We start from the raw sequence: 26,399 nt of genomic DNA on the forward strand, positions 1-26,399 counted from the left end.
GCCACCTGCTGCGGGCGATGGGTCGTTGTCACCGCAGCGGGTGCACCGGGGTGGATGTTTCTTCTCCCTCTGGTCGCACCACTGAGGAAAGGGGAAAGCTCCTGTGTCCAGACGCGACTATCCCCATTATGGGGACACCATCAAAGTAACGGGCGAGTACACACAAAATACACACCGCTCTGAGCGCTAACCGTTTCTCATTGGCGGTATTGCTTCTCTGATCTGGTCTTTTACTGTCGTCCTTGGTGGCGTTGTTGCTAGCCAACGCCAGGAAGGGTTCACTCGTAATGAGAAGGTCGCGAGTTCGATTCTCGCAGGCGGCTCCACCAAAACCCCAGCTGGAACCCTGTTCTGGCCGGGGTTTTACCGTGCCCTGTCCGGGTGCCCCACTACACTGCCCGGGTATGACGAGATCCCGCGTGGCGCTGCTGGCCGTACTCATCGTCGGGGTCACCCTCCGCGCGCTCGTGGCGGCCCAGGGCTGGCTGTACGGCGATGACCTCACCCTCGGCGCGCAGGCCCGGGCGGAGGGGCTGGGCAACCTCCTCCTCCAGCCCCATGACGGCCATCTCATGCCCGGCGCCTGGGTGGTGCTGCGGCTGCTGCCGCCGCTCAACTGGTCGGTGGCGCTGACGGTGCTCATCGCCGGGCAGGTGCTCGCCGCCCTGGCGGTGGCCTACGCGGCCGTGCGCACCGCGCCGGGCAACGCCTGGTGGGTCACCGCGTTGTACCTGCTCACGCCCCTGACGCTGCCGGTGACGACGTGGTTGTCCGCGGCGGTGAACTCGCTGCCGCTGCACGTCGCGGCGGCGCTGTGGCTGGCGCACGGCTGGCTGTATCTGCGGCGCCGGCGCACCACGGACCTCGTCGTCGTGGCCGTGGCGATTCTCCTGGCCTGCCTGTTCAGCGAACGCGCCCTCCTGCTGGCTCCGACCTCGCTGCTCCTGCTGTGGGCCTGGTCGGGAAACCGGAACCCGGGCAGGCTCGTGCCCGCCTTCCTCGTGCCCACGGCCGTCTGGGCGACTGTGTACGTCATCGCCGCGGGAATTCCCGATTCGAACCCCGCCGGCGCCGGTCCGCTTGACCTGTTCACCCACGGTTACGTCCGCGGTTTCCTGCCCACGTTGATCGGCGCGCCGTGGACGTGGGAGCGGTGGCATCCCGGGCCGCCGTTCGCCGACCCCGCCACGGTGACGATGATCGCCGGGGCGTTGGCCGCCGCCGCGCTGCTCATCTGGTCGGTGCGCCGACGCGGCCTCGCGGCCATGGCCGTGGTGCTCGCGTACCCGGTGCTCGCGCTCGCGGCGCTGGCGTGGGGGCGTTCCGCCCCGGACACGGCCCCGGAGATCGCCCAGACGCTGCGGCACTTCGCGGAGGCCTCGGTGCTCCTGGTGCTGACCCTCGGGGTGCTCGCGGGCGAGGGGCGTCGACAAGCGGTGGTTGCCGCAGTGGTGGCCGTCTCGTCCTTGGTGAGCACCGTCACCTACGCGCAGTCCTGGTCGGAGCAACCGGCGCGTGAGTACTTCACCACCCTGCGGGCCGAGCTGGAGCAGCGTCGCGAGCCGATCCTGGATCAGCCGGTCGCCCTCGAGGTTCTGCTGCCGGTCACCTACCCCTACAACCAGCTCTCAGCGCTGCTACCGGAGGGCCAGGTCACCGGGGCGACGCAGGAACCGACGCTTGTCGACGCCTCCGGCCACCTCATCGCCGCAGAGCTCGCACCCGCCCGCGCGACGGCGTGGGAACCGGGCTGCGTGGAACCGGGGTCGGAACTGCTCGTGCCCCTGGACGGCCCGCTGTTCGAACGTGACTGGGTCGTGCGCCTCAACGTGTTGGCCGCGGGGGCCACGGAGGTGTCCGTGGGCCTGGGTGACGCGCAGGCCACGTCGGCGCAGGTGCCGTCCGGGCTCAGCGAGGTCTTCGTCCGGGTGAGCGGCGGCGGGGACACGCTGCGGGTCTCCGCGCGGGATCAGACGGTGTGCCTGGGGCAGAACGTGGTGGGGCAGCTGGCCGTCACTCAGTGAGGAAACGCGGCACGACCTTGCCGGTCGCGTTGCGGGGGAGATCGTCGACGAAGTGCACGTCGCGGGGGACGGAGTGCCCGGCGAGGTGGCGGGCGACCCAGTCGCGGATGCTGTCTTCGGTGAGCGCGTCTCCCTCCGGGGAGTCCTCGCGGACGACCCACACGGCGATGCGGGAGAAGGTCTCCGCGTCCTCGACACCCATGGCGGTGAGGTCGGCGACGCCCGGCATGGGCTCGAGGATCTCCTCCACGGAACGGGGGAAGACGTTTTCGCCTCCGACGATGATCATGTCGTCGATACGCCCGAGGACGTGGAGCCGGTTCTGCTCGTCGATGAAGCCGAGGTCGCCGATTTCGATGAGGCCCTCGTCGTCGCTGACGATGGGGATGTCCGGGTTGGTGTAGCCGGTCAGCGAGGTGGAGTTGCGCAGGCAGATGCGGCCGATGGAGCCCGTGGGCAGCTCGGCGCCGTCGGGGCCGAGGATCTTGAGTACGGTGCCGGCGGTGATCTCCCCGGCGACGGTCGGGTCGGCCTCGATCTCGGCCGCGGTGGCGCTGGCGGCGAGGGTGAGTTCGGTGGAGCCGTAGATGTTGCAGAGGATCGGGCCGAAGCGGTCGTTGACCGAGCGCACGATCTCCGGGGTCAGCGCGTGGCCGGAGGAGGCGATGAACTGCAGCGAGGAGGTGTCGTAGCTCTCCTGGCCCTCGATCTGCAGCATCTGCTTGAGGAAGATCGGGGAGGAGTACAGGCCCTCGATCCGGTACTTCTGGATCTGCTTGAGCACGGTCTCCGGGTCGAAGTTGCGCTGGGTGATCACCGTGGAGCGGGCGGCGAATGCGATGTTGGAGACGGCCCAGCCCCAGGTGTGGAACATCGACGCGGTCATTTGGATGCGCATGCCAGCCTTGAAGGGGATGGCCCGCACGACGCCGGCGACGACGTAGGGGAGCTTCGGCTCGGGGCGCACGACCCCCTTGGGGATGCCGGAGGTGCCCGAGCTCATGAGCACGATGGGGCCGTGCTTCGGGAAGGCGGGCAGCTTGACGCTGGCGACCCGTTCCGGGTGGCTGACGATGTCGTGCACCGTGCCGAGGTTGTCGTGGGGTCGGGACGCGTGGGCGATGAGGGTGAGTGTGCCGGGACGGTCCAGCGGGGCGCACTGCTCGAATTCGTCGTCGAGGATGAGCACGTTGATGTCGTTCTCCTCCACGGTGCCCAGGATCTGCTCGGGGGAGGAGCCGACGTTGAGCAGGTAGATGGCCGCGCCGGCATAACCCTTGGCGGCCATGGGCAGCAGGATGCCGCGGCCGTTGCGCGCCATGACGCCGATGCGCAGCTCGTCCAGGCCGAGAGAGGTGAGGTACCTGGCCAGGGTCCGGGAGTCCTCCCGGAACTGACGGTAGGTGAGGGTGCCGTCATCGTCGATGAGCGCGAGCTGGTCGGGGACCGCGGCCACGGCCTGCTCCAGCTCGCGCGCGAGGGAGAACCAGTAGCGGGACAGGTTGGGGATCAGCGCCGCCGTGACCTTGGGGGGAGCGCTGAGATCCACCAGGCCGGTCTTGAGGACGGCGGGGACGAACTTGGACACCGATTTGGCCGTGTAGGAGACGTAGTGGAGGGCGGTGGCAAGGTTCATGACGGGGGTACTCCTGAAAGTAAAAGAAGGTATCTGGTCCTACATCGCTAACGCGGACGCAAAGGCTACATATAGATCGATAAGAGGGTACCGCGTGTGGTTTTGGTTTCCAATGTAACCTAAGGTGCGCATGCTGCAGAAGTGACGTATGTTACGAGCGCTGTGTAGTATCTTCATCGAAACTCCCCATTACATCTTCAGGAGACCTCGAATGTCAGTTTCGACCACCCCGCGCCGGCTCGCCGCGGTCATCGCCGCGCTGGTCAGCGCCCTCGCCCTCATTGCCGGGCCGGGTCTTCCCCAGGCGCAGGCGCAGGACCGCAACCTCGTCATCTTCGGCGACTCCATCATCGCCAACCCCACCGTTCCCGACTACCTGGCAGGCGGCCTCAGTGACGGCCGCCCCGGCTCCTCCGGTAACCCGGCGACCGGCTGCCCCCAGGGCAACAACTGGGGACGCTCCGCCTCCGCCCGGCTTGGACTGGTCCCCTGGGACTACTCCTGCTCCGGCACGGTCTCCATCTCCCAGGGTCCGCAGTTCGCCGCGCAGGTGGACCACGCCCTGTGGGACCAGGCGCTGACCCCGAGCACCGCCCGCGTGATCATCTCCACCGGCTTCAACGACACCTACAACAACCGCACCCTCTCGGACGGCGACGTCCGCGCCCGGTTCGTCGGCTCCATGGCCCCGCAGATCAACCGCATCCGCGACGCGGCCCCCAACGCCCGCATCCAGATCGTCGGTTACCCGTCCATCACCGAGGGCAACAACGTCTGCCTCTTCCACGTCGGTCCGAACGTCTACGATCGCACCCTGTTCCCCGACGTCAACCACTGGCAGTGGCAGGCACAGAACATGCAGGTTGACCTAGCGCGCGCCACCGGCGTCGAGTTCCTGGACATGAAACCCTCCACGGTGAACAACCACATGTGTGCGCCGGACAACCAGCGCATGTGGGCCGGACTGGTCGACTTCTACGGCGGCACCGGCAACCTGCCCATCCACGTCAACGACCGTGGTCACGAGCACGTCGCCTGGATGATCGCCAACAGCTAGTAACCGTCCCCGCATCCCTTCCTTCTCCCCTAAGGTAGTTAGGAGCAGGAAAGTGGGATGCCCATGACAAATCAACCGGTGCTGTCCAGCCGCGCCAGAGCCACCATCACCGTCGAGGGGCTCGACTTCCGTGACCTCGACAGCGACGGCCAGCTGGCCCCCTACGAGGACTGGCGGCTGCCCGCCGGAGAGCGGGCGGCGGGCCTTCTCACCCGTATGACCCCGGAGGAAAAGGCCGGGCTGATGATCATCGGCTCGCACCACCCGGGGTATTCGTCGTTTCTGCCCGAGCCGGTCGAGGAAGAGCTCCTCTCGCAGAAGGATGTCTCGCGAGACGCCAACCCCATCACCGGCCAGCAGTACCCCGAGCCGGTGCTGGTGACCTCGTCCACGGAGAACGCGATCAACCTGCGTCACCAACGTTTCCTCATCAGCCGCGACAACCTCACCCCGGCCGAGATGGTGTAGTGGACCAACGCGGTCCAGGAGGTCGCCGAGAAGTCCCGGCTGGGCATCCCGGTCGTATTCGGTCCAACCCCCGTAACCACGTCGCCCTGGTGGCGCAGTTCGGTGTCAACGAATCCTCGGGCGTGTTCTCCGAGTGGCCGGCGGAGATCGGCCTGGCCGCGCTGAACGATCCCCAGCTCATGGGCTACTTCAGCCGGGGGATCGCCAGGGAGTGGCGCGCCGCCGGCATCCACAAGCTCTACGGTTACATGGCCGACGTCGCCGCCGAACCCCGCTGGTCGCGCTTCAACGGCACCTTCGGCGAGGACCCGGAGCTGGTCTCCGCCTACATCCGCGAGATCGCCGCGGGCATGCAGGGCGAAGGGGTCTCGGAGACCTCGGTGGCCTGCACCGTCAAACACTTCCCCGGAGGTGGCGTGCGTTACGACGGCCATGACCCGCACTTCGAATGGGGCCAGACAAATGACTACCCCACGGTGGATTCCCTGCGGAAGTACCACCTTCCGCCGTTCCAGGCCGCGGTCGACGCCGGTGTCTCCTCGATCATGCCGTACTACGCCAAGCCCGTGAACGACTCGGCTCCGCAGCTGGCGGAGCAGGACTGGCAGGGCCCGACCACCCAGTTCGAGGAGGTGGCCTTCGCGTACAACACCACGTTCATCGAGAAGATGCTGCGCCAGGACATGGGGCACCGGGGTTACGTCAACTCCGACTCGGGCATCATCGACGCCATGCCCTGGGGCGTGGAGGAGATGACCAAGCCGGAGCGTTTCGCCGCAGCCGTTCGGGCGGGCACGGACATCTTCTCCGACATGGCCGACCCCCGCGAGCTCATCGCCTCCTATGAGCAGGGTCTGCTCACCGACGAGGACCTGGACCGCGCCTTCTCCCGCCTGCTCACGGAGATCTTCGAGCTCGGGCTCTTCGAGAACCCCTACGTCGACGCCGGCACCGCCGAACAGGTCGTGGGAGGCGACGAGGTCAGTGCCCGCGGCGAGCTTGCGCAGCGCCACTCCGTCGCGCTGCTGCGCTCCTCGGGCCTGCTGCCGCTGGATAAGGACACCACCCAGAAGATCCACCTGCTGGTCACCGGCCGCACGCAGTCCGACGTGGTGCAGCGCAAGCTCCATGACGCGGTGGCGAAGGTACTGCCCGGGGCAACGATCGTCGATAAGCCCGAGGACGCCAACCTTGCCCTGATCTGGGCGCGCCCGGAGATCAACCTCTTCGAGGACGACCGTGACGGGGTGTCCCTCTCCGTGGATCCGCGGGACAACGGCGTCGACATCGAGCGGGTGCAGGAGGTGGAGGCGACCGTGCCGACGATCCTCGCGGTCAACCTCATCAACCCGTGGCTGCTCGGCGAGATCGAGCCGGGTGCCGACGCCGTGGTGGCCACCTTCGAGATCGCCCCGGAGCACCTGCTGCGCTCGCTGACCGGGGAGGACGGCGGCCCGCAGGGGCAGCTGCCGCTCACGCCGCCCGCCTCCGCGGACGCGGTCGCGGCGCACGGGCGTGACGTGCCGGGCAAGTTCCGCGGCGAGGATTACGCCTACGTCGACCGCGACGGGGTCTCCTACCGCTACGGATACGGGCAGCGTAAGGTCGTGGCCAAGCAACAGACGAAGGAGAAGCTATGCCCACCACCGTGAAAGGTGTCATCGCCCGCTCGAAGGGCGCGGACGTCGAACTCGTCGACGTCGTCATCCCCGATCCCGGCCCGAACGACGTGATCGTGCGCGTCCTGACCTGCGGCGTCTGCCACACCGACCTGTCCTACCGCAACGGCGACATCGCCGACGACTACCCCTTCCTCCTCGGCCACGAGTCCACGGCGGTCGTAGAGACCGTCGGCTCGGCCGTCACCCACGTCGAGGAGGGCGACACCGTCGTGCTCAACTGGCGCGCCGTCTGCGGCGAGTGCCGCGCGTGCCGCAAGGGCGAGCCGAAGTACTGCTTCAACACCCACAACGCGTCACAGAAGATGACGCTTGACGACGGCACCGAGCTCACCGCCGCCCTGGGCATCGGCTCCTTCGCCGAAAAGACCCTGGTCCACGAGCGCCAGTGCACGAAGGTCAACCCGGACGCCGACCCGGCCGCCGTGGGGCTGCTGGGTTGCGGCATCATGGCCGGCCTCGGCGCGGCCGTGAACACCGCGGACATCCAGCTCGGCGAATCCGTCGCCGTCTTCGGCCTCGGCGGGGTGGGCATGGCCGCCATCGCCGGCGCGAAGCTCGCCGGTGCCGCGAAGATCATCGCGGTGGACATCGACTCCCGCAAGACCGAGCTGGCCCGCGAGTTCGGCGCCACCCACGTGGTTGATTCAGAGGGCCTGAGCGAGGAAGAGGTCGCCGAGAAGGTGCGCGAGCTCACCGACGGCTTCGGCACCGACGTCGCCATCGACGCGGTGGGCATCATGCCCACGTTCACCCAGGCGTTCTACTCCCGCGACCACGCCGGGCGCATGGTCATGGTGGGTGTGCCCAACACCACCGACCGCATCGACATGCCCGCGATCGACTTCTACAGCCGCGGCGGATCACTCAAACCCGCCTGGTACGGCGACTGCCTGCCGGAACGGGACTTCCCCGCCTACGCCCAGCTCTTCGAGAACGGCCAGCTCCCGCTGGACCGGTTTGTCTCGGAGCGCATCGGCCTGAATGATGTGGAGAAGGCCTTCGAGACGATGAAGAGTGGCCAGGTTCTTCGTTCGGTGGTGGTGCTCTGATGTCTGATCTGCGCATCGACCACGTGGTCACCTCCGGAAAGTTCAAGCTCGACGGCGGCGAATGGGACGTGGACAACAACATCTGGATCGTCGGCGACGACTCCGAGGTCTACGTCATCGACGCCGCCCACGACGCCGACCCCATCATCGAGGCCGTCGCCGGCCGCAGGGTCAAGGGCATCCTCTGCACGCACGGGCACAACGACCACGTCACCGTGGCCCCCGAACTGGCCGAGAAGCTCGACGCCCCCGTCTACCTCCACGCCGGCGACCGCATGCTGTGGGATCAGACCCACGCGCGCGGGCCCGAGGAGGGCCTGCGTGACCAGCAGGTCTTCCAGATCGCCGGGACGGACATGCGGGTGCTCAACACACCCGGCCACTCGCCCGGCTCCTGCTGCCTCTACCTCCCGGAGGCCGGCGAGCTCTTCTCCGGCGACACGCTCTTCCAGGGCGGGCCGGGCGCGACGGGGCGTTCCTACAGCAGCTTCGACACCATTATCGAGTCGTTGAAGACCTCCGTCCTCGAGCTCCCTGCCGAGACGATCGTGCGCACCGGCCACGGCGACCACACCACCGTCGGCGCGGAGGCCCCGCACCTGGAGGAATGGATCCGCGAAGGCAACTAGGTGAAGATCACGGTCCGGTTGCCGTGGACCAGCACCCGGTCCTCCAGGTGCCACCGCAGCCCGCGGGCGAGCACCTGCGTCTCCACGTCGCGCCCGATGCGCTTGAGGTCGTCGGGGAAGTCCTTGTGGCTGACCCGGGTGACGTCCTGCTCGATGATCGGGCCGTCGTCGAGGTCCGTCGTGGCGTAGTGGCAGGTCGCGCCAATGAGTTTCACGCCGCGGGTGTACGCCTGGTGGTACGGTCTGGCCCCCATGAACGACGGCAGGAAGCTGTGGTGAATGTTGATCGCCCGGCCCGCCCAGCGCTCGCAGAGATCCGCCGGCAGGATCTGCATGAACTTCGCCAACACCACGGCGTCGGGTTCGTGCTTCTCGACGATCCCCGCCACCTCATCGAATGCCCGGCGTTTGCCCACAGCGTCGGCGGGGAAGGGCACGTGGTGGAAGTCCAGCCCGCGTGACTCCACCATCGGGCGCAGGTCGTCGTGGTTGCCGATCACGCAGGTGACGTCCGCCGGCAGTTCGCCGCGGTCGATGCGTCCCAGCAGGTCGTGCAGGCAGTGGCTCTCGCGCGTGACCAGGATGGCCACCTTCTTGCGCCGCTCGGTGTCCCACAGCGTCCACGTCGCGGCGGGATCCGTGATGAACTCCGCGACCTCCGCGCGCAGCTGCTCGAAGCTCATCTGGATCGACTCCGCGCGCACGGACAGCCGCGTGAAGAACCGGCCCGAGGCGTCGTCGGTGAAGAAGTCGGCCTCGACGACCCATCCGCCGCGCCGTGCAAAGAACGTCGACAGTTCAGAGACGATCCCGGTGCGGTCCGGGCAGATGAGGGTGAGAATGTATCGGCGCTGTTCCATGAGCGGACAGCTTATCCTGTTAGGGTTTTTGTATGCGCACTCTCGTCACCGGCGGCGCCGGTTTCATCGGTTCCCACCTCGTGGATTTGCTCATCGACGAAGGCCACAACGTGGTCGTCGTCGACGACCTCTCCCACGGCAAGCCCTCCAACCTGGCAGGTGTGCAGGGCTCCGAGCGTTTCCAATTTGTCGAGGCCGACATCCGCACCGCGGACTTTGACGCCCTGCTCGCCGAGCACAACCCCGAGGTAATCTTCCACCTCGCCGCGCAGATCGACGTGCGCAAGTCCGTCGCCGACCCCGTCGCCGACGCGGAGCTCAACATCCTCCCGGTCATTCGGCTCGCCGACGCCGCCCGCCAGGCCGGCGTGCGCAAGATCGTGCACACCTCCTCCGGCGGCGCCATTTACGGTGAGCCGTCCGAGCTGCCGGTCGGCGAGGGGACGGTTCCGGACCCCTACTCGCCCTACGCGGCCAGCAAGTATGCCGGTGAGATCTACCTCAACACCTTCCGCCACCTCTACGGCCTGGAGTGCTCGCATATCGCGCCGGCCAACGTCTACGGCCCGCGTCAGGATCCGCACGGGGAGGCCGGCGTGGTGGCGATCTTCTCCCAGCACCTGCTGGCGGGCAAGCCCACCAAGGTCTTCGGCGAGGGTGACAACACCCGCGACTACGTCTTTGTCGGCGACGTTGTCCGCGCCTTCTACCTCGCGTCCGGGGAACAGGGCGGCGGGATGCGCTTCAACGTGGGCACGTCGGTGGAGACGACCGACCGCGAGCTGCACTCGCTGGTGGCTAGGGCAGCCAGCGCGCCGGACGAGCCCGAGCATGCGCCCGCCCGTCTTGGCGACCTCCCGCGCAGCGCGCTGTCCTTCGACCGCGCCCGCGAGGTGCTCGGCTGGGAGCCGCAGGTGCCCATCGCTGAAGGCGTGCAGCGGACGGTGGATTACTTCCGGGGCTGAACCTCCGGCGCCACCGCGTTCTGCAGCGCGACGGCGCGGGCGAGGCGCGCATAGCGCAGCTCCTGCTCGCGGAAACGCACCCAGGTCGACAGGGTGGTGAAGAAGAACGCCACCACCAGCACGTAGAGCATGAGGTCCGTGCCGCGGTCGACACCCAGCCAGTTGGCCAGGACGGTGAGGTCGTCGGGGCGCAGGATCGCCCAGATCGCGGCGAGGATGAGCACGACGAAGCCGATCTTCACGCCCGCCTTCGCCTGCGCCTTGCGACGGTTGGAGAAGAAGTAGAAGGCGAGCGCGGCGGCGCTCAGCAGCAGAATGAACTGGATCATGGCAGTCTCCTCGCGACCAGGCCGTCGGCGAGGATGTTCACGCCGTTGATGAGCGACTGGCCCTTGCTCATCGAGTATTCGGTGTACAGGATGTCAACGGGTTCCTCGGACACCCGCCAGCCCTCGTTCGCGATCGTGGACACGATCTCCGAGGCGTGGGACATGCCGTTCATGCGGATGTTCAGCCCGTCAGCGACGGTCTTGTTGAAGGCCCTCAGTCCGTTGTGGGCGTCGCTCAGCCCGAGCTTTCTCGTCGTCGGGGAGAGCATCACCGCGGTCTTCAGCACGACCCGCTTGATCCACGGAACCTGCGAATCCTTCTTCTCTCCCTCGCCGAAACGCGTGCCGACGATGATGTCCACGTCCTCCCGGCGCAGCCGCTCGACCATGCGCTCGACATCATGAACCTGGTGCTGGCCGTCAGCGTCGAACGTGACAAAGTACTTGGCCCCCGGCTGTGCGCGCGCGAACTCGATGCCGGTCTGGATGCCCGCGCCCTGCCCCAGGTTGACGGGGTGATTGACCAGCCAAGCACCGGATTCACGAATCCGGTCCGCGGAATCATCGGCGGAGCCGTCGTTGACCGCGACGATGTTGGGGAAGGTCTTTCGTGCGTTGGAAAGGACATCACGAATGACCGGCCCTTCGTTGTAACAAGGGACGATCAGCCACGTGTCGCTGTTGCCGGAAGGATATTCCATAGTGTTCTAGAGCCTAGACCCTAATCCTGGCACTGACTGGCGGACACGGCCGCCTCCTGCAGAAACTCCCCGTACCCCGACTTCATCAGCGGATCGGCCAGCGAGCGCAGCTGGGCGGCGTCGATGAACCCCGCCTCGAACGCGGCGACCTCGGGTGATCCGATGACCTGGCCGGTGCGTTTCTGCATGACCTCGACATAGGCGGAGGCCTCGCTCATGGAGTCGAAGGTCCCGGTGTCCAGCCACACGTCGCCGCGGTTCATCCGCCGGACCCCGAGGCGATTCTGTCGCAGATACGCGTCGTTGACCGCGGTGATCTCCAGCTCACCCCGGGCGCTCGGCCGGATGTTCTTGGCGATCTCCACCACCTCGTTGTCGTAGAAGTACAGCCCGACCACCGCGTGGTTCGACTTCGGTTCCGTCGGTTTCTCCTCGATAGAGATCGCCCGCCCCTCCCGGTCGAATTCGACGACGCCGTAGCGTTCCGGGTCGCTGACCTCGTAGGCGAAGACGATTCCGCCGTCGACCGAGCGACAGTGGGAAAGGGCCGTCGTGAAGCCGTGCCCGTCGAAGATGTTGTCGCCGAGCACCAGCGCCACCGAGTCGTCGCCGATGAAGTCCTCACCGATGAGGAACGCCTGCGCGAGCCCCTCGGGCTCCGGCTGCTCTGCGTAGCTGATCATGAGCCCGAGCTGGGAGCCGTCGCCGAGCAGGCGCTGGAACCCGTCGGCGTCCTCGGGCGTGGTGATCACCAGGATCTCCCGGATGCCCGCCTGAATGAGTGTGGTCAGCGGGTAGTAGATCATCGGTTTGTCGTAGATGGGCATGAGCTGCTTGGAGATGCCGCGTGTGATTGGATACAGCCTGGTGCCGGATCCACCGGCGAGAATGATGCCCCTCATGACAGATATAGTGCCAGGCCCACGCGCCAGTTGGTGGGCGTGAAACCGGTGGCCTCGATCTTCGCCGTGTCCAGGACGCTTCTCGACGGCCGCTGCGCGTGGTCCGTCTCCCCGTGAAAATCGGCGGTGCTCACCGGGTGAATCTCGGCGGGGTCGTGCCCGAGGGCGATGAAGATGGCCATGGCGATGATGTCGCGGCCGACCGGGTCGCCCGTGCCGGTGACGTTGTAGATGCCGTAATCCGCCCGGGTGTCCAGCAAGTGGACGATGGCTCTGGCCAGGTCGTCGGCCGAGGTGACCCGCCCGACCTGGTCGTGCACGACTCTCGGCTCTACGCCCCTGTCCGCGAGGCGGCGCATGGTGTCCACGAAGTTTGCGCCGTCGCCGTACACCCACTGCGTGCGCACGACGTAGTGCTTTTGGGCAACCGCGGCCGCGGCATCCCCGGCGGCCTTGGTGGCGCCGTAGAAGCTCAGCGGCGCCACCGGAGCGTCCTCGGAGTAGCTGTCCCGGGATCCATCGAAGACGTAGTCGGTGGAGACATGCACGAAGGTGAGGTCGTTGGCCTGCGCGATGCGCGCGAGCTTCGCCGGGCCCTCTGCGTTGACCGCCCAGGCCTGCGCACGGTCGCTCTCCGCGCCGTCGACGTCGTTGTATGCGGCGGCGTTGATGATCGCGCTGTAGTCCCGCCAGCGCAGCTCGGGCGGGTCAGTGATGTCGAACTGCGCACGTGCGCAGTATTCGCCGCGGTCTCCGAGCACTTTCTGCAGCGCCCGGCCGAGCTGGCCATCGGCGCCGGTGACCAGGATCTTCTTGGCCGGCAGCGGATCGGTGGTCATGGGGTGGGCGAGGTCCTTCTCGGAGAGGTTGGCCGGCTCCAGGGGCCAGTCGATGTTCCGGTAGGACACGTTGGCGTATTCGGCGTCGGGGGACCAGTGGTCATTGACCAGGTAGGTGTAGGTGGTGTCGTCGATAAGCGCCTGGAACCCGTTGGCCACTCCCCGGGGTACAAAAACCGCGGTCTCGGGCCCGATCTCGTGTGTGTACGTCTCGCCGAACGTCGCGGAGCCTTCCCGCAGGTCCAGCCAGGCCCCGAACACCCGGCCGGTGGCGACGGAAACCAGCTTGTCCCAGGGCTCGGCGTGCAGGCCGCGCGTGGTGGCCTTGTCGGCGTTGAAGGACACGTTCTGCTGCACCGGCGTGAAGTCCAGCCAGCCGGCGCGCCAGTTTTCCTTGAACCACCCGCGAGCATCCGCGTGGACGGTGAGGTCAATGACCTGCAGTCCCTCGATCATCTACTGGCCTCTTTCCGCGTACGCCTGCTCCACGGCGTCCTTCTGCGGACGCCACCAGGACTCATTATCCCGGTACCACCGGATCGTCTGCTCCAGACCCTCACGCATACCGGAATCGGTGTCGGTGAATTGGGGCTCCCAGCCGAGTTCGCGGCGGAGTTTGCTCGAATCCATGGCATAACGCAGGTCATGTCCCGGCCGGTCAGCGACGTGTTCGTAGCCGTCGGCCCCCATGAGCTCGCAGATCAGCTCGATGACCTGCTTGTTAGAGACGTGGTCGTTGTCCGCGCCGATGTTGTAGGTCTCGCCGATCCGGCCGCGTTCGAGAATCGTGAGCACAGCGGCGTTGTGGTCGTCGACATGGATCCAGTCGCGCACCTGCTCGCCGGTGCCGTAGAGCTTGGGCACGCGACCGTCGAGAAGATTAGTGATCTGCCGGGGGATGAACTTCTCGACGTGCTGGAACGGCCCATAGTTGTTGGAGCAGTTCGAGATCGTGGCCCGGAGCCCGAAGGAACGCACCCAGGCGCGGACCAGGTGGTCGGAGGCGGCCTTGGTCGCGGAGTAGGGGCTCGACGGGTTGTACGGCGTGTCCTCGGTGAACCGATTGGGGTCGTCGAGGGCGAGGTCGCCGAAGACTTCGTCGGTGGAGACGTGGTGGAAGCGGGTGTCGTGCCTGCGTGAGGCCTCGAGCAGCGTGAACGTGCCGTTGACGTTGGTGCGCACGAACGGCGACGGATCGGTCAGGGAGTTATCGTTGTGGGATTCCGCGGCGAAGTGCACGACCGTGTCCACCCGGCGGGTTAGCGTATCGACGAGCGCCTCGTCCCCGATGTCACCAATGTGGAGCTCGGCATCCAGACCTTCGAGGTTGGCTGTGTTTCCGGCGTAGGTGAGGGCATCAAGAACGTCGACGTCGTAACCGCGTTCGAGCGCGGAACGAACAAAGTTGGCGCCGATGAATCCGGCGCCACCGGTAACCAGCAGCCTTGTCATGGGGGTTAGTGTACGTGCGGCCCGGGCGATGTCCAGTCGAATCGAAAAAACATTCTATTAACTCTGGACGCGGCGGGTTGGCCGGGGTAGACTTTGCCTTAGTAGAACGTGCGTTCGATCTTTCGGGGGATCGGGAACCGCGCACGTCGTACCGCAGGGGGCTTTCATGACCACGGCACTTTCCTTGACCACCACGTTGTCCGACCACGACCTCATCACCACCATTTCAGCCGCCAACGAAGAAATGAGCAGGCAGCACGCGCTCTTTCTGCTCAACCTCGCGGAGTTCGACGACCGGGGTCTGGCGCAGGAGTGTGGTGCCAGGTCCACCGCCGCGTGGATCGTCCGCATTTTCGACGTCGCAGACAACACCGCGTACGACTACCTCCGGGTGGCACGGACGGTGGCCAGGTACCGTTTCGTCGCGGATTCATTTCTGGAAGCGGGGATCAACTACTCCAAGGTGCGCCTACTGGGAAAATATCTCACCGAGGAGAACGAGATCGAGCTGGTGCTCCTGGCGGAGTCCATGTCCTACCGGGAGCTGGAACGGGCGCTCGCGGGTCGGAGCCGGGCCGGGGATCGTGGCAGCTCTGGCGGGGAAGACCAGTTCCGCCTTTGGGCGGACAAAGAGACCGGGCGAGTCAGGTTCAGCGGCGAGCTCGGACCGGTCGGAGGGCAGAAGCTTCTGACGGCGCTGAAGATCGGCGAGCTGGCCAACCTGGTCGACCTCGCGGAGATTGATCCTGAGACGTTGTCGGACGCCGAACGGCTGGATGAGGCCCTGGCTGAGGCCGAACCTGACGAGGTCGACGCTCTGGGCAGCAGCCGGTTCGGCATGCCCATGCCGGCGAAATTGATGTCGTCTTTTCTGGGCATGCTCAACATCGTGCACTCCTCGCCGACCAACACGCGCCGCGCACCCGGTGCGCAGGTGCATGTCATCTACACGGAGGACGGCCACGCGCATCTGCCTCATGCTCCTGCAGCTACGGCCGAGTCGCTCACCGGCACCATGCTCAACGGATACATGCGGGGGCATCTGCTGGATGGCAAAGGAGCGACAATGAAACTCGGGCGCTCCCGGAGGCTGGTGTCTGACGCGGTGGCGACCGCAGTGCTCACCGAGTGGATGTTCCAGTGCGCCATGCCCGGTTGCGCGCACACCCAGTTCATCGAGTTCCACCACATAGTGGAGTGGGCCCGTGGGGGTCTGACCAATCCGGAGAATCTCTTGCCGTTGTGCTCCTACTGCCATTCGCTGGTGTCCAGGGGCATCGCCGGGGTTGAACTGGGCTTCGGGGACCCGGCTCGGCTGATGTTCCGTTTCCGAGACGGGACCGTGTTCGAGTCGGTGAACCGCAGTCTGCCGTTACGCGTCGCATGCGCCGGCGAGCCCTACACCGGGGCAGCGATACCTGAGCCACCGATAGTGATCAACCAGGACTTCGATAAAGAGGGCTGGGTCAGCTTCGGGGATTAGGGAGTGCGCACATGCGCAGTCTCCCGGCCGGTATGGCGGAGCGCGAAAGAATGAATGGTCCCGCCGGTCAGGGGGCCGAGGATCAGCGCCGAACCCACGGCAACCTCGAGGGGCAGGGGGAGCGCCAGTACCGCAAACGCCACGATTGAGGCCATCACCCACCCGAACACATAGAGGTCGTGTTTTTCACTGGCCAAGGCGGCCGCGCCCGTGATCATCAACGAGCCCATCCAGGCGGAGGCGAACGTCAGCAGTGCCAGGAACCAACCGGGTACCCAGAATCCCTGGTCACCGTAGATGGTAACCATGAGCCACGGGCCGATCACCCACGCGGCCAGGGCACCGGCCGCACCCACCGCGAGGACGAGGCCGATGGGCATGAGCAGGGCCCGCAGGGACCGGTTGTCCACGAACCTGACGATCAGGGCGGACTGGAATCGAGTCAGCGGAACAAGGATCGGAGCGCGGGTGAAGGTCACCGCAGCCATTACGGCGCTGATGGTCACGCCCGTCAGGGTCGGGGCGTCCTCGAAGATCTTCAGCATCACAGGGAAGCCCGTCACCAACGCAGCGGTGGACCCGGAAGCGGCCATGGCGGACAGCACTCGGCGGACGAAGATCGAGCGAGAGACGTCGACTCGGGCGTTTATGGCTGAGCGAGAGAGCACGAAGATCCAACTCACCGCGCCGATCACGGTCGTGACCACGAATCCCGTGAGGCCCCATCCGAAGTACCACGCGGCTACGGACACCACCAGGCGACTGCCTGCATCGAGGGTCAACAACCTGGCATAACGCGGCCACAGGTGAGAACCGGACAGCAGCCCGGAGAGGAGCGCCTGATAAGTGTAGGAGAGAAGGCCAATGACCATGAGGGTGGTTGCCCCGGTGCCGCTGCCGACCAGCCACGGAACCCACCAGAAGGAGGTCAGGGCGGCGGTGACGGCGGTGATCAGGGCAATGACTGTCGCTAGGCGCCATGGTCGGGCGTCACCCGGGGCTGCGCCGGCTCGGACAGCGGAGGCGCCGCGGGTGGTTTCGTGCATGAGGCCGTCGATGAGGCCGGTGATGGCAAAAAAGAGCCCCCAGAAAGCCTGGAAGGATTCGTAGCCCTCCACCCCGAGGGCGCGGCCCGCGATGATGAGGACGAGGAAGCCCGACAGCGCGGAGAACACCGTAGCCAGTGACAGCGACCTCATGCGGGAAGCTCCGGCAGCTCCATCCGCTCGAGCCAGGCCCTCAGCACTTCGTCGATCTCCGCCTTGTCGCCGACGGCGTAGAGCTCGCGGCGCAGGTCCATCGGTTCGACGACGCCGTGCTGGCCGGCGGTGACATAGGCGCGGGCGGCGGTGTAGAACGCGTCGTCGCCGAGCAGCACCCGGAGTGCGTGGAGGGTCAGTGCGCCTCGCTTGTACACGCGGTCGTCAAACATGTCGCGGGGCCCGGGGTCGGCGACCAGAATATCCTCAGGTTTGTTGGCGAGCTCCGCGTAATGGACACGCACGTTGTCCGCGATGGGCACCCCACGGTTCTCCGCCCACAGCCACTCGCAGTAGCAGGCGAATCCCTCGTTGAGCCAGATGTCGTTCCACTGCGCCAGCCCGAGCGAGTTGCCGAACCACTGGTGGGCGAGCTCGTGGGCGATGAGGCGTTCCCAGACACCCATCTCACGCATGTGGTTGGCGCCGAAGATGGAGATTCCCTGGGCCTCGAGCGGAATCTCCAGGTCGTCCTCGGTGACGACGACGGTGTAGCGCGGGAAGGGGTACGGACCGAAGAGGGTTTCGAAGAGTTCAAGCATGTCCTGCTGGTGGGTAAGTTCCCGGCGGGCGTCGGGAAGCAGATCCGCGGGCACCCAGGCGTCGCAACGCGAACCCAGCTTGAGGCGGGTGTAGTCGCCCACCTGGACGGTGGCCAGGTAGGTCGCCATCGGATGCAGCGTCCGGTAGTGCCACGTGGTCATCGAACCGCCGCGTTTCGGCTCCACGAGGTCGCCGTTGCAAATGACGGTGTACGGCGAATCGGCGGTGATACGCAGGTCGTAGGTGGCCTTCTCGTCCGGGGTGTCGTCGCACGGGAACCAGCTCGGTGCGCCGTTGGGCTGCGAGGCGACGATGGAGCCGTCGGTAAGTTCCTCCCAGCCGATGTCGCCCCAGGTGGTGCGGCGCGGGCGCGGGTTGCCTGCGTAATGAATGACCAGCTGGAAGTCGGCGTCCACCGGCACGGGCTGCGCGAAGAAGATCCGCAGCTTGGCGGCGGTGTGTTTGAACTTGATGACGCCCATTCCACGCGATCCCGTGATCCGCCGGACCGTCATGTTGGAGACGAGATCCAGGGTCATCTCCGAGAGTTCCCGCCACGCCACCGCGAGAACGGTGGCGGTTCCCTCGAGCCGGTTGGGGGCCACGCGGTACGTGAGGTCCAGGTCGTAATGGCGGATGTGGAAACCCATGTTGAAGTCGACACCCGTATAGGTGTCGCGGGTACCGGGGACGGGCGTGGAGCGGAGGCGAAGAGTCATGACTCGGGTAATGCTAGTGGCCAGACGGGATAAAAGGGAACGGGCCGCCGCCCCGGGAGAATCCGGAAGCGACGGCCCAGGGCCCGGCGAGGTTCTAGCCGAAGAGAGCGGTCTGGAAAACCGGCCAGGATTCGTGGACGTCCGAGTGCCACGACGGCCAGGAGTGGGTACCGGTGTCGCGGTAGTTGAAGGTGGCCGGGATACCGAGCGACTGCAGTTTGGCGTCGAGGTTGTGGGTGGAGACGTTCGTGACTGCCTCGATCGCACCACCCGTTACCTGCAGTCCAGCAACGCCGTAAGCGGCAGTGGCCGGGTCGACACCGCGGCTCGCGTGGTAGCTGAACTGGTCGGACTCGCTGGCAAGGCCGGATCCGTTGGAGGCGTAGATGGCGGTTCCGCGCAGGCCCTCGGCATTGATGACGGCGTCGGCACGGGCGGAGGCGGGGCTGCCGGCCGGGCCGAGCATCTGCGTCGGGGTGGCGCCGCCGCGCTGCAGGGTAGCCCCGTGTACCTGGTGGTCGACCTCGGAGAAGGTCTGGTAGTGGCCGGAGAAGCCGGCGACGGCGTCGTACATGCCCGGGTTGTGCTCGGCGAGCAGCATGGCGGGCAGTGCGGACATGGAGAAGCCGATGATGCCGCGTTTATCGCCGGCCTTCAGGTGCGGCTCGATGGCGCCTGGAAGTTCGTCGACGAGAAAGGTCTCCCAATTCTGCGGGCCCTGGAGGTACGCACCGTTGGGCTGTTCCACCCAGTCGAGGTAGTAGGAGTAGGCGCCGGCCATGGGGATGACCACGTTGACACCCTTGTCGGAGTAGAAGTCGATGGTGCCGACGTTGTCCGCAGTGGTTGGGTTATCGGACAGCCAGTCGTTGTTCTGTTCCGCGCCGCCTGAGCCGTTGAGCATGTAGATGGTGGGAGCGTTCTCCACCCGGTCGCCCTTGCCATCGGTGGCGGGAATGAGGGCCAGGGGGATGTCGCGGTTCATGGCTGTGGAATGCACGGATACCGCCTCGACACGATCGTCGCCCTGGGCGATGCCGAACCACTTCTGCGCCTCTCCGTTGGGCCGCAGGGGTGCAGTGGTGAGCGGAGACACTGCTGCGGTCTGCGTCTGGGCCGTGGCGACCGGTGCCACTGCGGTGGAGGTGGCGCACAACGCCAGTGCGAGTGCGGCAGCCGGCGCGGCGAACGTGTGCATGGTTTTCTTCACTTGGTTTGGTGTCCTGTTCCGAGCGGTGGAGAACTGATTAAATTTTGTGAGAATCGTCGTTCAGCTGCGTGGTGTCCACAGCGTAATTGAAACTACCTCCGAAAACCCCGGGACGCCCGGGGAAATTCGGTCGGAGCGGGGGACATGACCGTGCATGGCTATCCGTACCCCGAAATGACAGAAGGGCCTGACCTCCGATGCAGTATCGGGGTCAGGCCCATCGTTCCCGGCGTGTGAGGCGCTGCGGGCGGGTGTTACTTCTGCGCGAAGGCACCTTCGAAGACGGGCCACGACTCGTGAACGTCCGAGCGCCAGGACGGCCAGGAGTGGGTGCCGGTGTTGCGGTAGTTGAAGGTGGCCGGGATGTCGAGCGACTGCAGTTTGGCGTCGAGGTTGTGGGTGGAGGCGTTGGTGGCTGCCTCGATGACACCGCCCTCGACCTGCAGGGTGGCGGAGGCGGTGGAGGCTGCGGTCTGGTTCGCGCCACGGCCGATGTAGTAGCCCGGCAGGTCGGTCTCGCTGGCGAGGCCGGATCCGTTGGAGGCGTAGATCGCGGTGCCGCGGAGACTCTCGGCGTTGCCCACGGCATCGGCAGCGACGGAGGCGGGGCTGCCGGCGGGGCCGAGCATCTGGCGCGGGGTGGCGCCACCGCGCTGCAGGGTGAGGCCGTGCAGCTGGTGGTCGATTTCACTGGTGGTCTGGTAGTGGCCGGAGAAGCCGGCGACGGCGTCGTACATACCCGGGTTGTGCTCGGCGAGCAGCATGGCGGGCAGTGCGGACATGGAGAAGCCGATGATGCCGCGTTTATCGCCGGCGTTCAGGTGCGGCTCGATGACGCCCGGAAGTTCGTTGACCAGAAAGGTCTCCCACTTCTGGGGGCCCTGGAGGTACGCACCGTCGGGCTCCTCCACCCAGTCGAGGTAATAGGAGAAGGCGCCGGCCATGGGGATGACCACGTTGACACCCTTGCCGCTGTAGAACTCGATGGTGCCGACATTGTCCTCAGTGGTTGGGTTATCGGAGAGCCAGTCGTTGTCCTGCTCCGCGCCGCCCGCACCGTTGAGCATGTAGATGGTGGGGGCGTTCTCGAGGCGGTTGCCGTCGCCGTCGGTCGCGGGGATAACTGCCAGCGGGATGTCGCGGTTCATGGAGGTCGAATGGACGGTGACCTCGTCGACGCGCGCGTCACCCTGCGCGATGGCAAACCACTTCTGTGCCTGTCCGTTGGGCCGCAGGGGAGCGGAGGCGAGCGGCGACACCGCGGCGTTGCTCGCGGGCTCGGCGGTGGCGGCCTGCGCGATCGTCACGGGGGTGACCGCTAGAGCGAGGGAGACGGCAAGGGTCGGCGCGGCGAACGTGCGCAGAAGTTTCTTCACGGGGCTGGGTGTCCTTTTCGGGAGGGCGGAGAACTGGTCGTTCTCTAGGAGAATCGTCGTGGACTCGCACTGTGTTAACAGTGGAATTCCAGATACATCGGAGAACCTTAATGCCCACATGGAAACTCGGCAAGAGCTGGGCGAAAACCGTTGGGGTGGTGCGGGTGTGACTGCTGTGTCATAATACCACTGAATATCGATGTGTAACGCCTCCCAGCCTGGCCGCGCTAGGACAGGGAGAACCTCGCCCCATAAAAGGAAAGAGTAAGAATATGAATCCCTTCGAATCCGCCCAGCTCTTCATCAACAACATCCTCGGCGGCTGGATCCACGCCGGTTCCTCCGCCTCCTCGGACCTGCTGGTGACCCTCCACCTGCTCTAAAGATCCCCCGAAAAGGCCCCGTTCGACGAGCGGGGCCTTTTTTACGTATCGTGGGTCGCGTGAATAGCGAACATTATGACGTTGTAGTTCTCGGCGCGGGCCCCGGCGGCTACGTTGCCGCCATCCGCGCAGCCCAGCTCGGCAAGAAGGTCGCGGTCATCGAGAAGCAGTACTGGGGCGGCGTGTGCCTCAATGTCGGCTGCATCCCCTCGAAGTCCCTGATCAAGAACGCCGAAGTGGCCCACATCTTCAACCACGAGAAGAAGACGTTCGGCATCAACGGCGACGTCTCCTTCGAGTACGGCAATGCCCACCAGCGCTCCCGCAAGGTCTCGGAGAAGATCGTCGGCGGCGTCCACTACCTGATGAAGAAGAACGGGATCACCGAGATCAACGGTCTCGGCTCCTTCAAGGATGCCAAGTCCATCGAGATCACCGAGGGCGACGACAAGGGCAAGACCGTCACCTTCGACGACTGCATCATCGCCACCGGCTCTGTGGTCAACAACCTTCGCGGCGTGGAGTTCTCCGACAACGTGGTCTCCTACGAGGAGCAGATCCTCAACCCCGAGGCCCCGAAGAAGATGGTCGTCGTCGGCGGCGGTGCGATCGGCATGGAGTTCGCCTACGTGCTGTCGAACTACGGCGTGGACGTCACCGTCATCGAGTTCATGGACCGCGTGCTCCCCAACGAGGAGGCTGACGTGTCCACGGCCATCACCAAGGCCTACAAGAAGCTCGGCGTGAAGATCCTCTCCGGCCATGCCACCACTGCGGTTCGCGACAACGGCGATTCCGTCGAGGTGGACTACCAGAAGAAGGGCACCGACAAGACGGAGACCCTCACCGTTGACCGCGTCCTCATCTCCGTCGGCTTCCGCCCCCGGACCGAGGGCTTCGGCCTGGAGAACACGGGCGTCGAGCTCACCGAGCGTGGCGCCATCGACATCGACGACTACATGCGCACCAACGTCGAGCACATCTACGCCATCGGCGACGTCACCGCGAAGCTCCAGCTCGCCCACGTCGCGGAGGCCCAGGGCATCGTCGCCGCGGAGACCATCTCCGGCGCAGAGACCCAGACGCTCGGCGATTACCAGATGATGCCGCGCGCAACTTTCTGCAACCCGCAGGTCGCCTCCTTCGGCTACACCGAGGCGCAGGCCCGCGAGAAGTTCCCCGACCGCGAGATCAAGGTCGCGAAGTTCCCCTTCTCCGCGAACGGCAAGGCCGTGGGCCTGGCCGAGACCGACGGTTTCGCCAAGATCGTCGCCGACGCCGAGTTCGGCGAGCTGCTCGGTGGCCACATCGTCGGCGCCAACGCGTCGGAGCTGCTGCCCGAGCTGACCCTCGCGCAGAAGTACGACCTCACGGCTGAGGAAATCGCCCGCAACGTGCACATCCACCCGACGCTGTCCGAGGCCCTCAAGGAGGCCGCGCACGGCATCGAAGGGCACATGATCAACCTGTAGTGACTCCAGGAATCATCGTCGACGAGGGCCTTCCGGAAGCTGATCTCCGGAAGGCTCTCTCGCTTATCGACGCCACCGTCGACGTGGTCGCCGAAACCCTCCTCACGTCTGACTCGGGTGAAGTGGAGGCGGCCTCGCTGCGGAAGGCCGAGGCCATCGCCGAGGACCGTGGCTGGGGCCGGGTCATCTACGTCACGGACCAGGTGCTGGTGCGGGACGGTTCCCCGGTCCGCCACCAGGGCGTGGCCGACGGCCGGCTCGTGCTCGTCTCCGTCAGCGCCCTGGGTGCCGTCCAAGTCGCGCGTCGGCTGGCCCGGGAGCTGGACCCTCTCCTGAAAGACGAGGTCAGCGCGCAGTCCGCGCCCGCGGGGAAGGTCCGCCTGTTCCTCGGGTTGGTCCGGGCGAACCAGCCCTCGCGTCTGCTCGCCGTGCTCAAGGGTGTGATCGTCGGCATCGCGGCCACCGGTGGCTTCGGCATCTTCTACGGATCCATCTGGTCGCTGGCGCAGGCGGTGTCCTACCCGCGGCTGATCCTGCTGAGTGTCGTGGCTATCGGGGTGCTGTCTACCTCGCTCATCGTGACCAACGGGCTGTGGCAGAAACCTGCCGACCGTTCACCGGGGTGGCTGGGCCATCTGGGCAACACCGTCACCGCGGCGACGATTTTTCTCACGGGCATCGTCGTCTTTGTGCTCGGTGTCTTCGGGCTGACCCTGCTCTCGCTCATCATTGCGCCGGGCAGCTACGTGGCAGAGCAGATCGGCCGGGACTCGGTCGGTGCGGTCACCTACGTTCGGATCGGGTGGTTCTCCGCCAACTTAGGTGTGCTCGCCGGGGCCATCGCCTCCAACTTCGACCGCTCGCCGAAGATCCGCTCCGCGGTGCACAACCCGCGCGAGTACGCCCGGCGCCAGCGTGAGGGCAGTTACGGAACCTAGTAGGGCGCGATCGAGGACTGGTGCGCGTTGATCTCCACCGTCTCGTTGATCGAGGGGAAGGCCCGCTGGGAGCAGTTGCGCCGGGGACAGGTGCGGCAGCCGTCGCCGATGGGGGTGGCGGAGGCGGGTCTGCTGAGGTCGAGGCCCTCCGCATAGACGGTGCGGTCGGCGTGGCGGGCTTCGCAGCCGAGCCCGATGGAGAAGAGCTTGTCCGTATCGGTGAATCGGCCGTGGTGGTGCCGCACCGTCCGGGCAATCCACAGGTAGTCCCGGCCGTCCGGCATCTGGGCGTGCTGCCGGACGATGGTCCCCGGGCGGGCGAAGGTCTCGTACACCGCCCACAGCGGGCAGGTTCCCCCGGCGTTGCTGAAGTGCACGCCGTTCGCGGACTGGCGTTTGGACATGTTTCCCGCACGATCGACCCGGACAAACGTGAAGGGCACGCCACGCAGATTCGGTCGTTGGAGCGTCGATAGGCGAGACGCCACCGTCTCGTACTCCACCCCGAAGACGTGGCAGAGGTGTTCGATGTCGTAGCCGGAGCGCTCGGCCTCCGCGTGGACGAGCCCGTAGGGCAGGACCGTGGCCGCGGCGGCGTAGGTGGCCACGCCGCGGCGCGCGAGGTTCCTCGAGGCCTCCGAGGTGAACGGCTCTTTGGCGATGAGCTCGTCGATGATGTGGGGGACCTCGAGCTGGGCGAGCTCCGCCGCCATCCGGAAGGCGCGCTGGCCGGCGCTGAGGAAACTCGCCAGGGACAGGACCCGGGTGGTGGGGTCGAAGTGGTGGAGGATGCCGTCGTCACGCATCTCCGTCAGGGTGATGCCGTGGTCGTCCGCGAGGCGCTGGGCCAGCGCGGCTTCCGTGTCGTGGATGCGGTAGCCAGTGACCCCGAGGTCGGAGGCGACGGACTCAGCCCAGCAGTCCAGGCCGTCGAAGTAGTTCTGTCGGGCGTAGAAGAAGTCGCGGACCTCGTCGTGTGGCATGGACACGGCCTGCTGGCCCCGCGAGTCGATGGCGAGGGAGAGCTTCTCGCGCACCGTCCGGTAGCGACGGTGAATGTCCACCAGGGTGCGGGCGATGTCGGGATGGCTGTGCACCATCTCGGAGAGCTCGTGCAGATCGATGTTGCCCGAGGACAGCTCCTGGTCGCGCACGACGTCCTGGATCTCGGCGAGGAGCCGGGAGTTGTCGTCCTGGGAGAAGAAGGTGGCGTCGACGCCGAAGGTCTCCGTGATGCGCATGAGCACCGGGACGGTCAGCGGCCGGACGTCGTGCTCGATCTGGTTGACGTAGCTGGCCGAGAGGTTCAGGGACTCCGCCAGCGCGGCCTGGCTGAGGTCGCGCTCGCGGCGGAGCTGGCGGAGCCGGGTGCCCACGTATGTCCGGGACATATGCTGATCCTTTCAGACAACCGTCGAAAGTTTGATAACTAACGGGGTGAGCGGGGGAGGTTCGCGGCGAAGGTATGGGGAAGGTCACATTGGGCCCGAATGTACTGCAAAGGTTGTAAGGATGGGCCAAAAATCGTGGCAGGACGTGTGAAGGAGAGTATTGTGTGAGGTCAACCTAACTTTGCGGGGGTGAGGGGGCGGAGGCCCTAGCAGTACGTCCGGCTGGTTTATCCGCGCTTTCGCGCCCTAGAGTAATACCGACACTGGAGGTGCCATGACTGTTAAGAACGTCGACCGTGAATCAGTACGTCACGGAAAAATTACCGAACAGCCGCTGCGTCAGCGGCCGGCCTACCCTACGTGGGCCATGAAACTCGTGATGGCTGTCACCGGCCTGATCTTCGCCCTGTATGTGATCGGTCACATGGTGGGCAACCTGAAGATCTACATGCCCGATCACTCGGGCGTGGCGGCGATCAATGAATACGGAGTATTCCTGCGCGAGATGGGCACGCCGCTCTTCCCGCACGAGGGTCTGCTGTGGATCATCCGCGCCGTGCTCGTCGTGGCCGTGATTGCCCACATCCACGGCGCCATCACGCTGGCCAGCCGCTCGCGCCAGTCGCGCGGCAAGTTCCGCCGCACCAACCTCATGGGCGGCCTGGACTCCACTGCGACGCGGTCGATGCTCATCACCGGCGTCGTACTGCTGGCGTTCATCATCTTCCACATCCTTGACCTCACCCTGGGTGTCCAGCCGGTCTCTCCCTCGGAGTTCACCCACGGTGACGTCAAGGGCAACATGATCGCCACGTTCTCCCGCTGGCCCGTCACCATCTGGTACGTCATCGCGATGCTGGCACTGTTCCTGCATCTCTTCCACGGCATCCGCCTGGCGGCGTCCGACCTGGGCATCACGGGCAAGAAGTGGCTTCAGGTCGTCGCTTTCCTCGCCGCCGTCATCCCCACCGTTGTCGTCCTCGGCAACATCATCATGCCCCTGTCCATCGCACTCGGCCTGGTCAGCTAGGA

At 66.0% G+C, this 26,399-nt stretch carries 21 protein-coding genes and 1 pseudogene; 10 read left to right on the forward strand and 12 right to left on the reverse strand.

All coding sequences use genetic code 11. The annotated features are described in order from the left end of the window. Nucleotides 1–404 precede the first annotated feature (404 nt). Nucleotides 405–2,024 carry a hypothetical protein gene (locus CDOO_RS01995; protein WP_155861289.1) on the forward strand — a complete coding sequence of 540 codons (1,620 nt, stop codon included), beginning with the start codon at nt 405–407 and terminating at the stop codon, nt 2,022–2,024. Here CDOO_RS01995 and CDOO_RS02000 read toward each other — a convergent pair. Next, nucleotides 2,014–3,660 (reverse strand): AMP-binding protein, encoded by a 1,647-nt coding sequence (locus CDOO_RS02000; RefSeq protein ID WP_018021428.1) that lies wholly within the window; start codon nt 3,658–3,660, stop codon nt 2,014–2,016. The two genes, CDOO_RS01995 and CDOO_RS02000, sit on opposite strands and share 11 nt — an antisense overlap. 211 nt (nt 3,661–3,871) lie before the next feature. On the opposite strand from CDOO_RS02000, the gene CDOO_RS02005 reads away from it, so the two are divergent. The 4 genes and pseudogenes from CDOO_RS02005 (at nt 3,872) to CDOO_RS02020 (ending at nt 8,545) form a co-directional block, all read left to right on the forward strand. Next, nucleotides 3,872–4,717 (forward strand): GDSL-type esterase/lipase family protein, encoded by an 846-nt coding sequence (locus CDOO_RS02005; RefSeq protein WP_018021427.1) that lies wholly within the window; start codon nt 3,872–3,874, stop codon nt 4,715–4,717. A gap of 63 nt (nt 4,718–4,780) precedes the next feature. Next, nucleotides 4,781–6,837 (forward strand): annotated as a pseudogene (locus tag CDOO_RS02010) (glycoside hydrolase family 3 protein). Beyond that, nucleotides 6,822–7,916, forward strand: a complete 1,095-nt coding sequence (locus CDOO_RS02015) for an S-(hydroxymethyl)mycothiol dehydrogenase (RefSeq protein ID WP_018021426.1) — start codon at nt 6,822–6,824, stop codon at nt 7,914–7,916. The pseudogene CDOO_RS02010 and the gene CDOO_RS02015 overlap by 16 nt, the downstream one beginning before the upstream one ends. Then, on the forward strand, nt 7,916–8,545 hold the full coding sequence (locus CDOO_RS02020) for an MBL fold metallo-hydrolase (RefSeq protein WP_018021425.1): 630 nt from the start codon (nt 7,916–7,918) through the stop codon (nt 8,543–8,545). Before CDOO_RS02015 ends, CDOO_RS02020 begins: the two co-directional genes overlap by 1 nt. Here the strand turns inward: CDOO_RS02020 and purU are convergent. Further along, on the reverse strand, nt 8,542–9,405 hold the full coding sequence (gene purU, locus CDOO_RS02025; RefSeq protein WP_018021424.1) for a formyltetrahydrofolate deformylase: 864 nt from the start codon (nt 9,403–9,405) through the stop codon (nt 8,542–8,544). The two genes, CDOO_RS02020 and purU, sit on opposite strands and share 4 nt — an antisense overlap. A gap of 32 nt (nt 9,406–9,437) precedes the next feature. On the opposite strand from purU, the gene CDOO_RS02030 reads away from it, so the two are divergent. Beyond that, complete coding sequence (locus tag CDOO_RS02030; protein ID WP_018021423.1) at nt 9,438–10,370, forward strand: NAD-dependent epimerase/dehydratase family protein; 933 nt, start codon at nt 9,438–9,440, stop codon at nt 10,368–10,370. On the opposite strand, the gene CDOO_RS02035 is transcribed toward CDOO_RS02030, so the two are convergent. Genes CDOO_RS02035 through rfbB form a run of 5 tightly spaced genes read right to left on the reverse strand, consistent with a single transcriptional unit; the run spans nt 10,355 to nt 14,593 of the window. Then, nucleotides 10,355–10,699: a DUF2304 domain-containing protein gene (locus tag CDOO_RS02035; protein ID WP_018021422.1), complete on the reverse strand. Its 345-nt coding sequence runs from the start codon at nt 10,697–10,699 to the stop codon at nt 10,355–10,357. The two genes, CDOO_RS02030 and CDOO_RS02035, sit on opposite strands and share 16 nt — an antisense overlap. Continuing rightward, on the reverse strand, nt 10,696–11,400 hold the full coding sequence (locus tag CDOO_RS02040) for a glycosyltransferase family 2 protein (protein WP_018021421.1): 705 nt from the start codon (nt 11,398–11,400) through the stop codon (nt 10,696–10,698). Before CDOO_RS02040 ends, CDOO_RS02035 begins: the two co-directional genes overlap by 4 nt. Before the next feature lie 20 nt (nt 11,401–11,420). Further along, the gene (gene rfbA, locus CDOO_RS02045) at nt 11,421–12,302 is read right to left on the reverse strand and encodes a glucose-1-phosphate thymidylyltransferase RfbA (RefSeq protein WP_018021420.1); all 882 of its coding nucleotides are present in this window, start codon (nt 12,300–12,302) and stop codon (nt 11,421–11,423) included. Then, nucleotides 12,299–13,597: a dTDP-4-dehydrorhamnose reductase gene (gene rfbD / locus CDOO_RS02050; RefSeq protein ID WP_018021419.1), complete on the reverse strand. Its 1,299-nt coding sequence runs from the start codon at nt 13,595–13,597 to the stop codon at nt 12,299–12,301. The genes rfbA and rfbD overlap by 4 nt, the downstream gene beginning before the upstream one ends. After that, nucleotides 13,598–14,593 (reverse strand): dTDP-glucose 4,6-dehydratase, encoded by a 996-nt coding sequence (gene rfbB, locus CDOO_RS02055; RefSeq protein ID WP_018021418.1) that lies wholly within the window; start codon nt 14,591–14,593, stop codon nt 13,598–13,600. A 166-nt stretch (nt 14,594–14,759) separates the two neighbouring features. On the opposite strand from rfbB, the gene CDOO_RS14485 reads away from it, so the two are divergent. Next, the gene (locus CDOO_RS14485; RefSeq protein ID WP_018021417.1) at nt 14,760–16,076 is read left to right on the forward strand and encodes an HNH endonuclease signature motif containing protein; all 1,317 of its coding nucleotides are present in this window, start codon (nt 14,760–14,762) and stop codon (nt 16,074–16,076) included. On the opposite strand, the gene CDOO_RS02065 is transcribed toward CDOO_RS14485, so the two are convergent. The 4 genes from CDOO_RS02065 to CDOO_RS02080 form a co-directional block, all read right to left on the reverse strand. Next, complete coding sequence (locus CDOO_RS02065; protein WP_018021416.1) at nt 16,073–17,275, reverse strand: polysaccharide biosynthesis protein; 1,203 nt, start codon at nt 17,273–17,275, stop codon at nt 16,073–16,075. The genes CDOO_RS14485 and CDOO_RS02065 overlap by 4 nt on opposite strands. Beyond that, nucleotides 17,272–18,597: a M1 family metallopeptidase gene (locus CDOO_RS02070; RefSeq protein WP_018021415.1), complete on the reverse strand. Its 1,326-nt coding sequence runs from the start codon at nt 18,595–18,597 to the stop codon at nt 17,272–17,274. Before CDOO_RS02070 ends, CDOO_RS02065 begins: the two co-directional genes overlap by 4 nt. 94 nt (nt 18,598–18,691) lie before the next feature. Then, the gene (locus CDOO_RS02075; protein ID WP_018021414.1) at nt 18,692–19,795 is read right to left on the reverse strand and encodes an alpha/beta hydrolase; all 1,104 of its coding nucleotides are present in this window, start codon (nt 19,793–19,795) and stop codon (nt 18,692–18,694) included. A gap of 266 nt (nt 19,796–20,061) precedes the next feature. Next, nucleotides 20,062–21,183 (reverse strand): alpha/beta hydrolase, encoded by a 1,122-nt coding sequence (locus tag CDOO_RS02080; protein ID WP_018021413.1) that lies wholly within the window; start codon nt 21,181–21,183, stop codon nt 20,062–20,064. A 442-nt stretch (nt 21,184–21,625) separates the two neighbouring features. On the opposite strand from CDOO_RS02080, the gene lpdA reads away from it, so the two are divergent. Beyond that, entirely contained in the window at nt 21,626–23,038 is a 1,413-nt protein-coding gene (gene lpdA, locus CDOO_RS02085; RefSeq protein ID WP_018021411.1) for a dihydrolipoyl dehydrogenase, read from the forward strand. Then, entirely contained in the window at nt 23,038–23,976 is a 939-nt protein-coding gene (locus CDOO_RS13195) for a hypothetical protein (RefSeq protein ID WP_018021410.1), read from the forward strand. The genes lpdA and CDOO_RS13195 overlap by 1 nt, the downstream gene beginning before the upstream one ends. Here CDOO_RS13195 and ramB read toward each other — a convergent pair. Further along, nucleotides 23,973–25,367 (reverse strand): acetate metabolism transcriptional regulator RamB, encoded by a 1,395-nt coding sequence (gene ramB, locus CDOO_RS02095; RefSeq protein ID WP_018021409.1) that lies wholly within the window; start codon nt 25,365–25,367, stop codon nt 23,973–23,975. The two genes, CDOO_RS13195 and ramB, sit on opposite strands and share 4 nt — an antisense overlap. A gap of 274 nt (nt 25,368–25,641) precedes the next feature. Between ramB and CDOO_RS02100 the strand changes: the two genes are divergently transcribed. Next, nucleotides 25,642–26,397, forward strand: a complete 756-nt coding sequence (locus tag CDOO_RS02100; protein WP_026159285.1) for a succinate dehydrogenase cytochrome b subunit — start codon at nt 25,642–25,644, stop codon at nt 26,395–26,397. The last annotated feature ends 2 nt before the right edge of the window (nt 26,398–26,399 follow it).

Source organism: Corynebacterium doosanense CAU 212 = DSM 45436, assembly GCF_000767055.1.
GTDB lineage: Bacteria > Actinomycetota > Actinomycetes > Mycobacteriales > Mycobacteriaceae > Corynebacterium > Corynebacterium doosanense.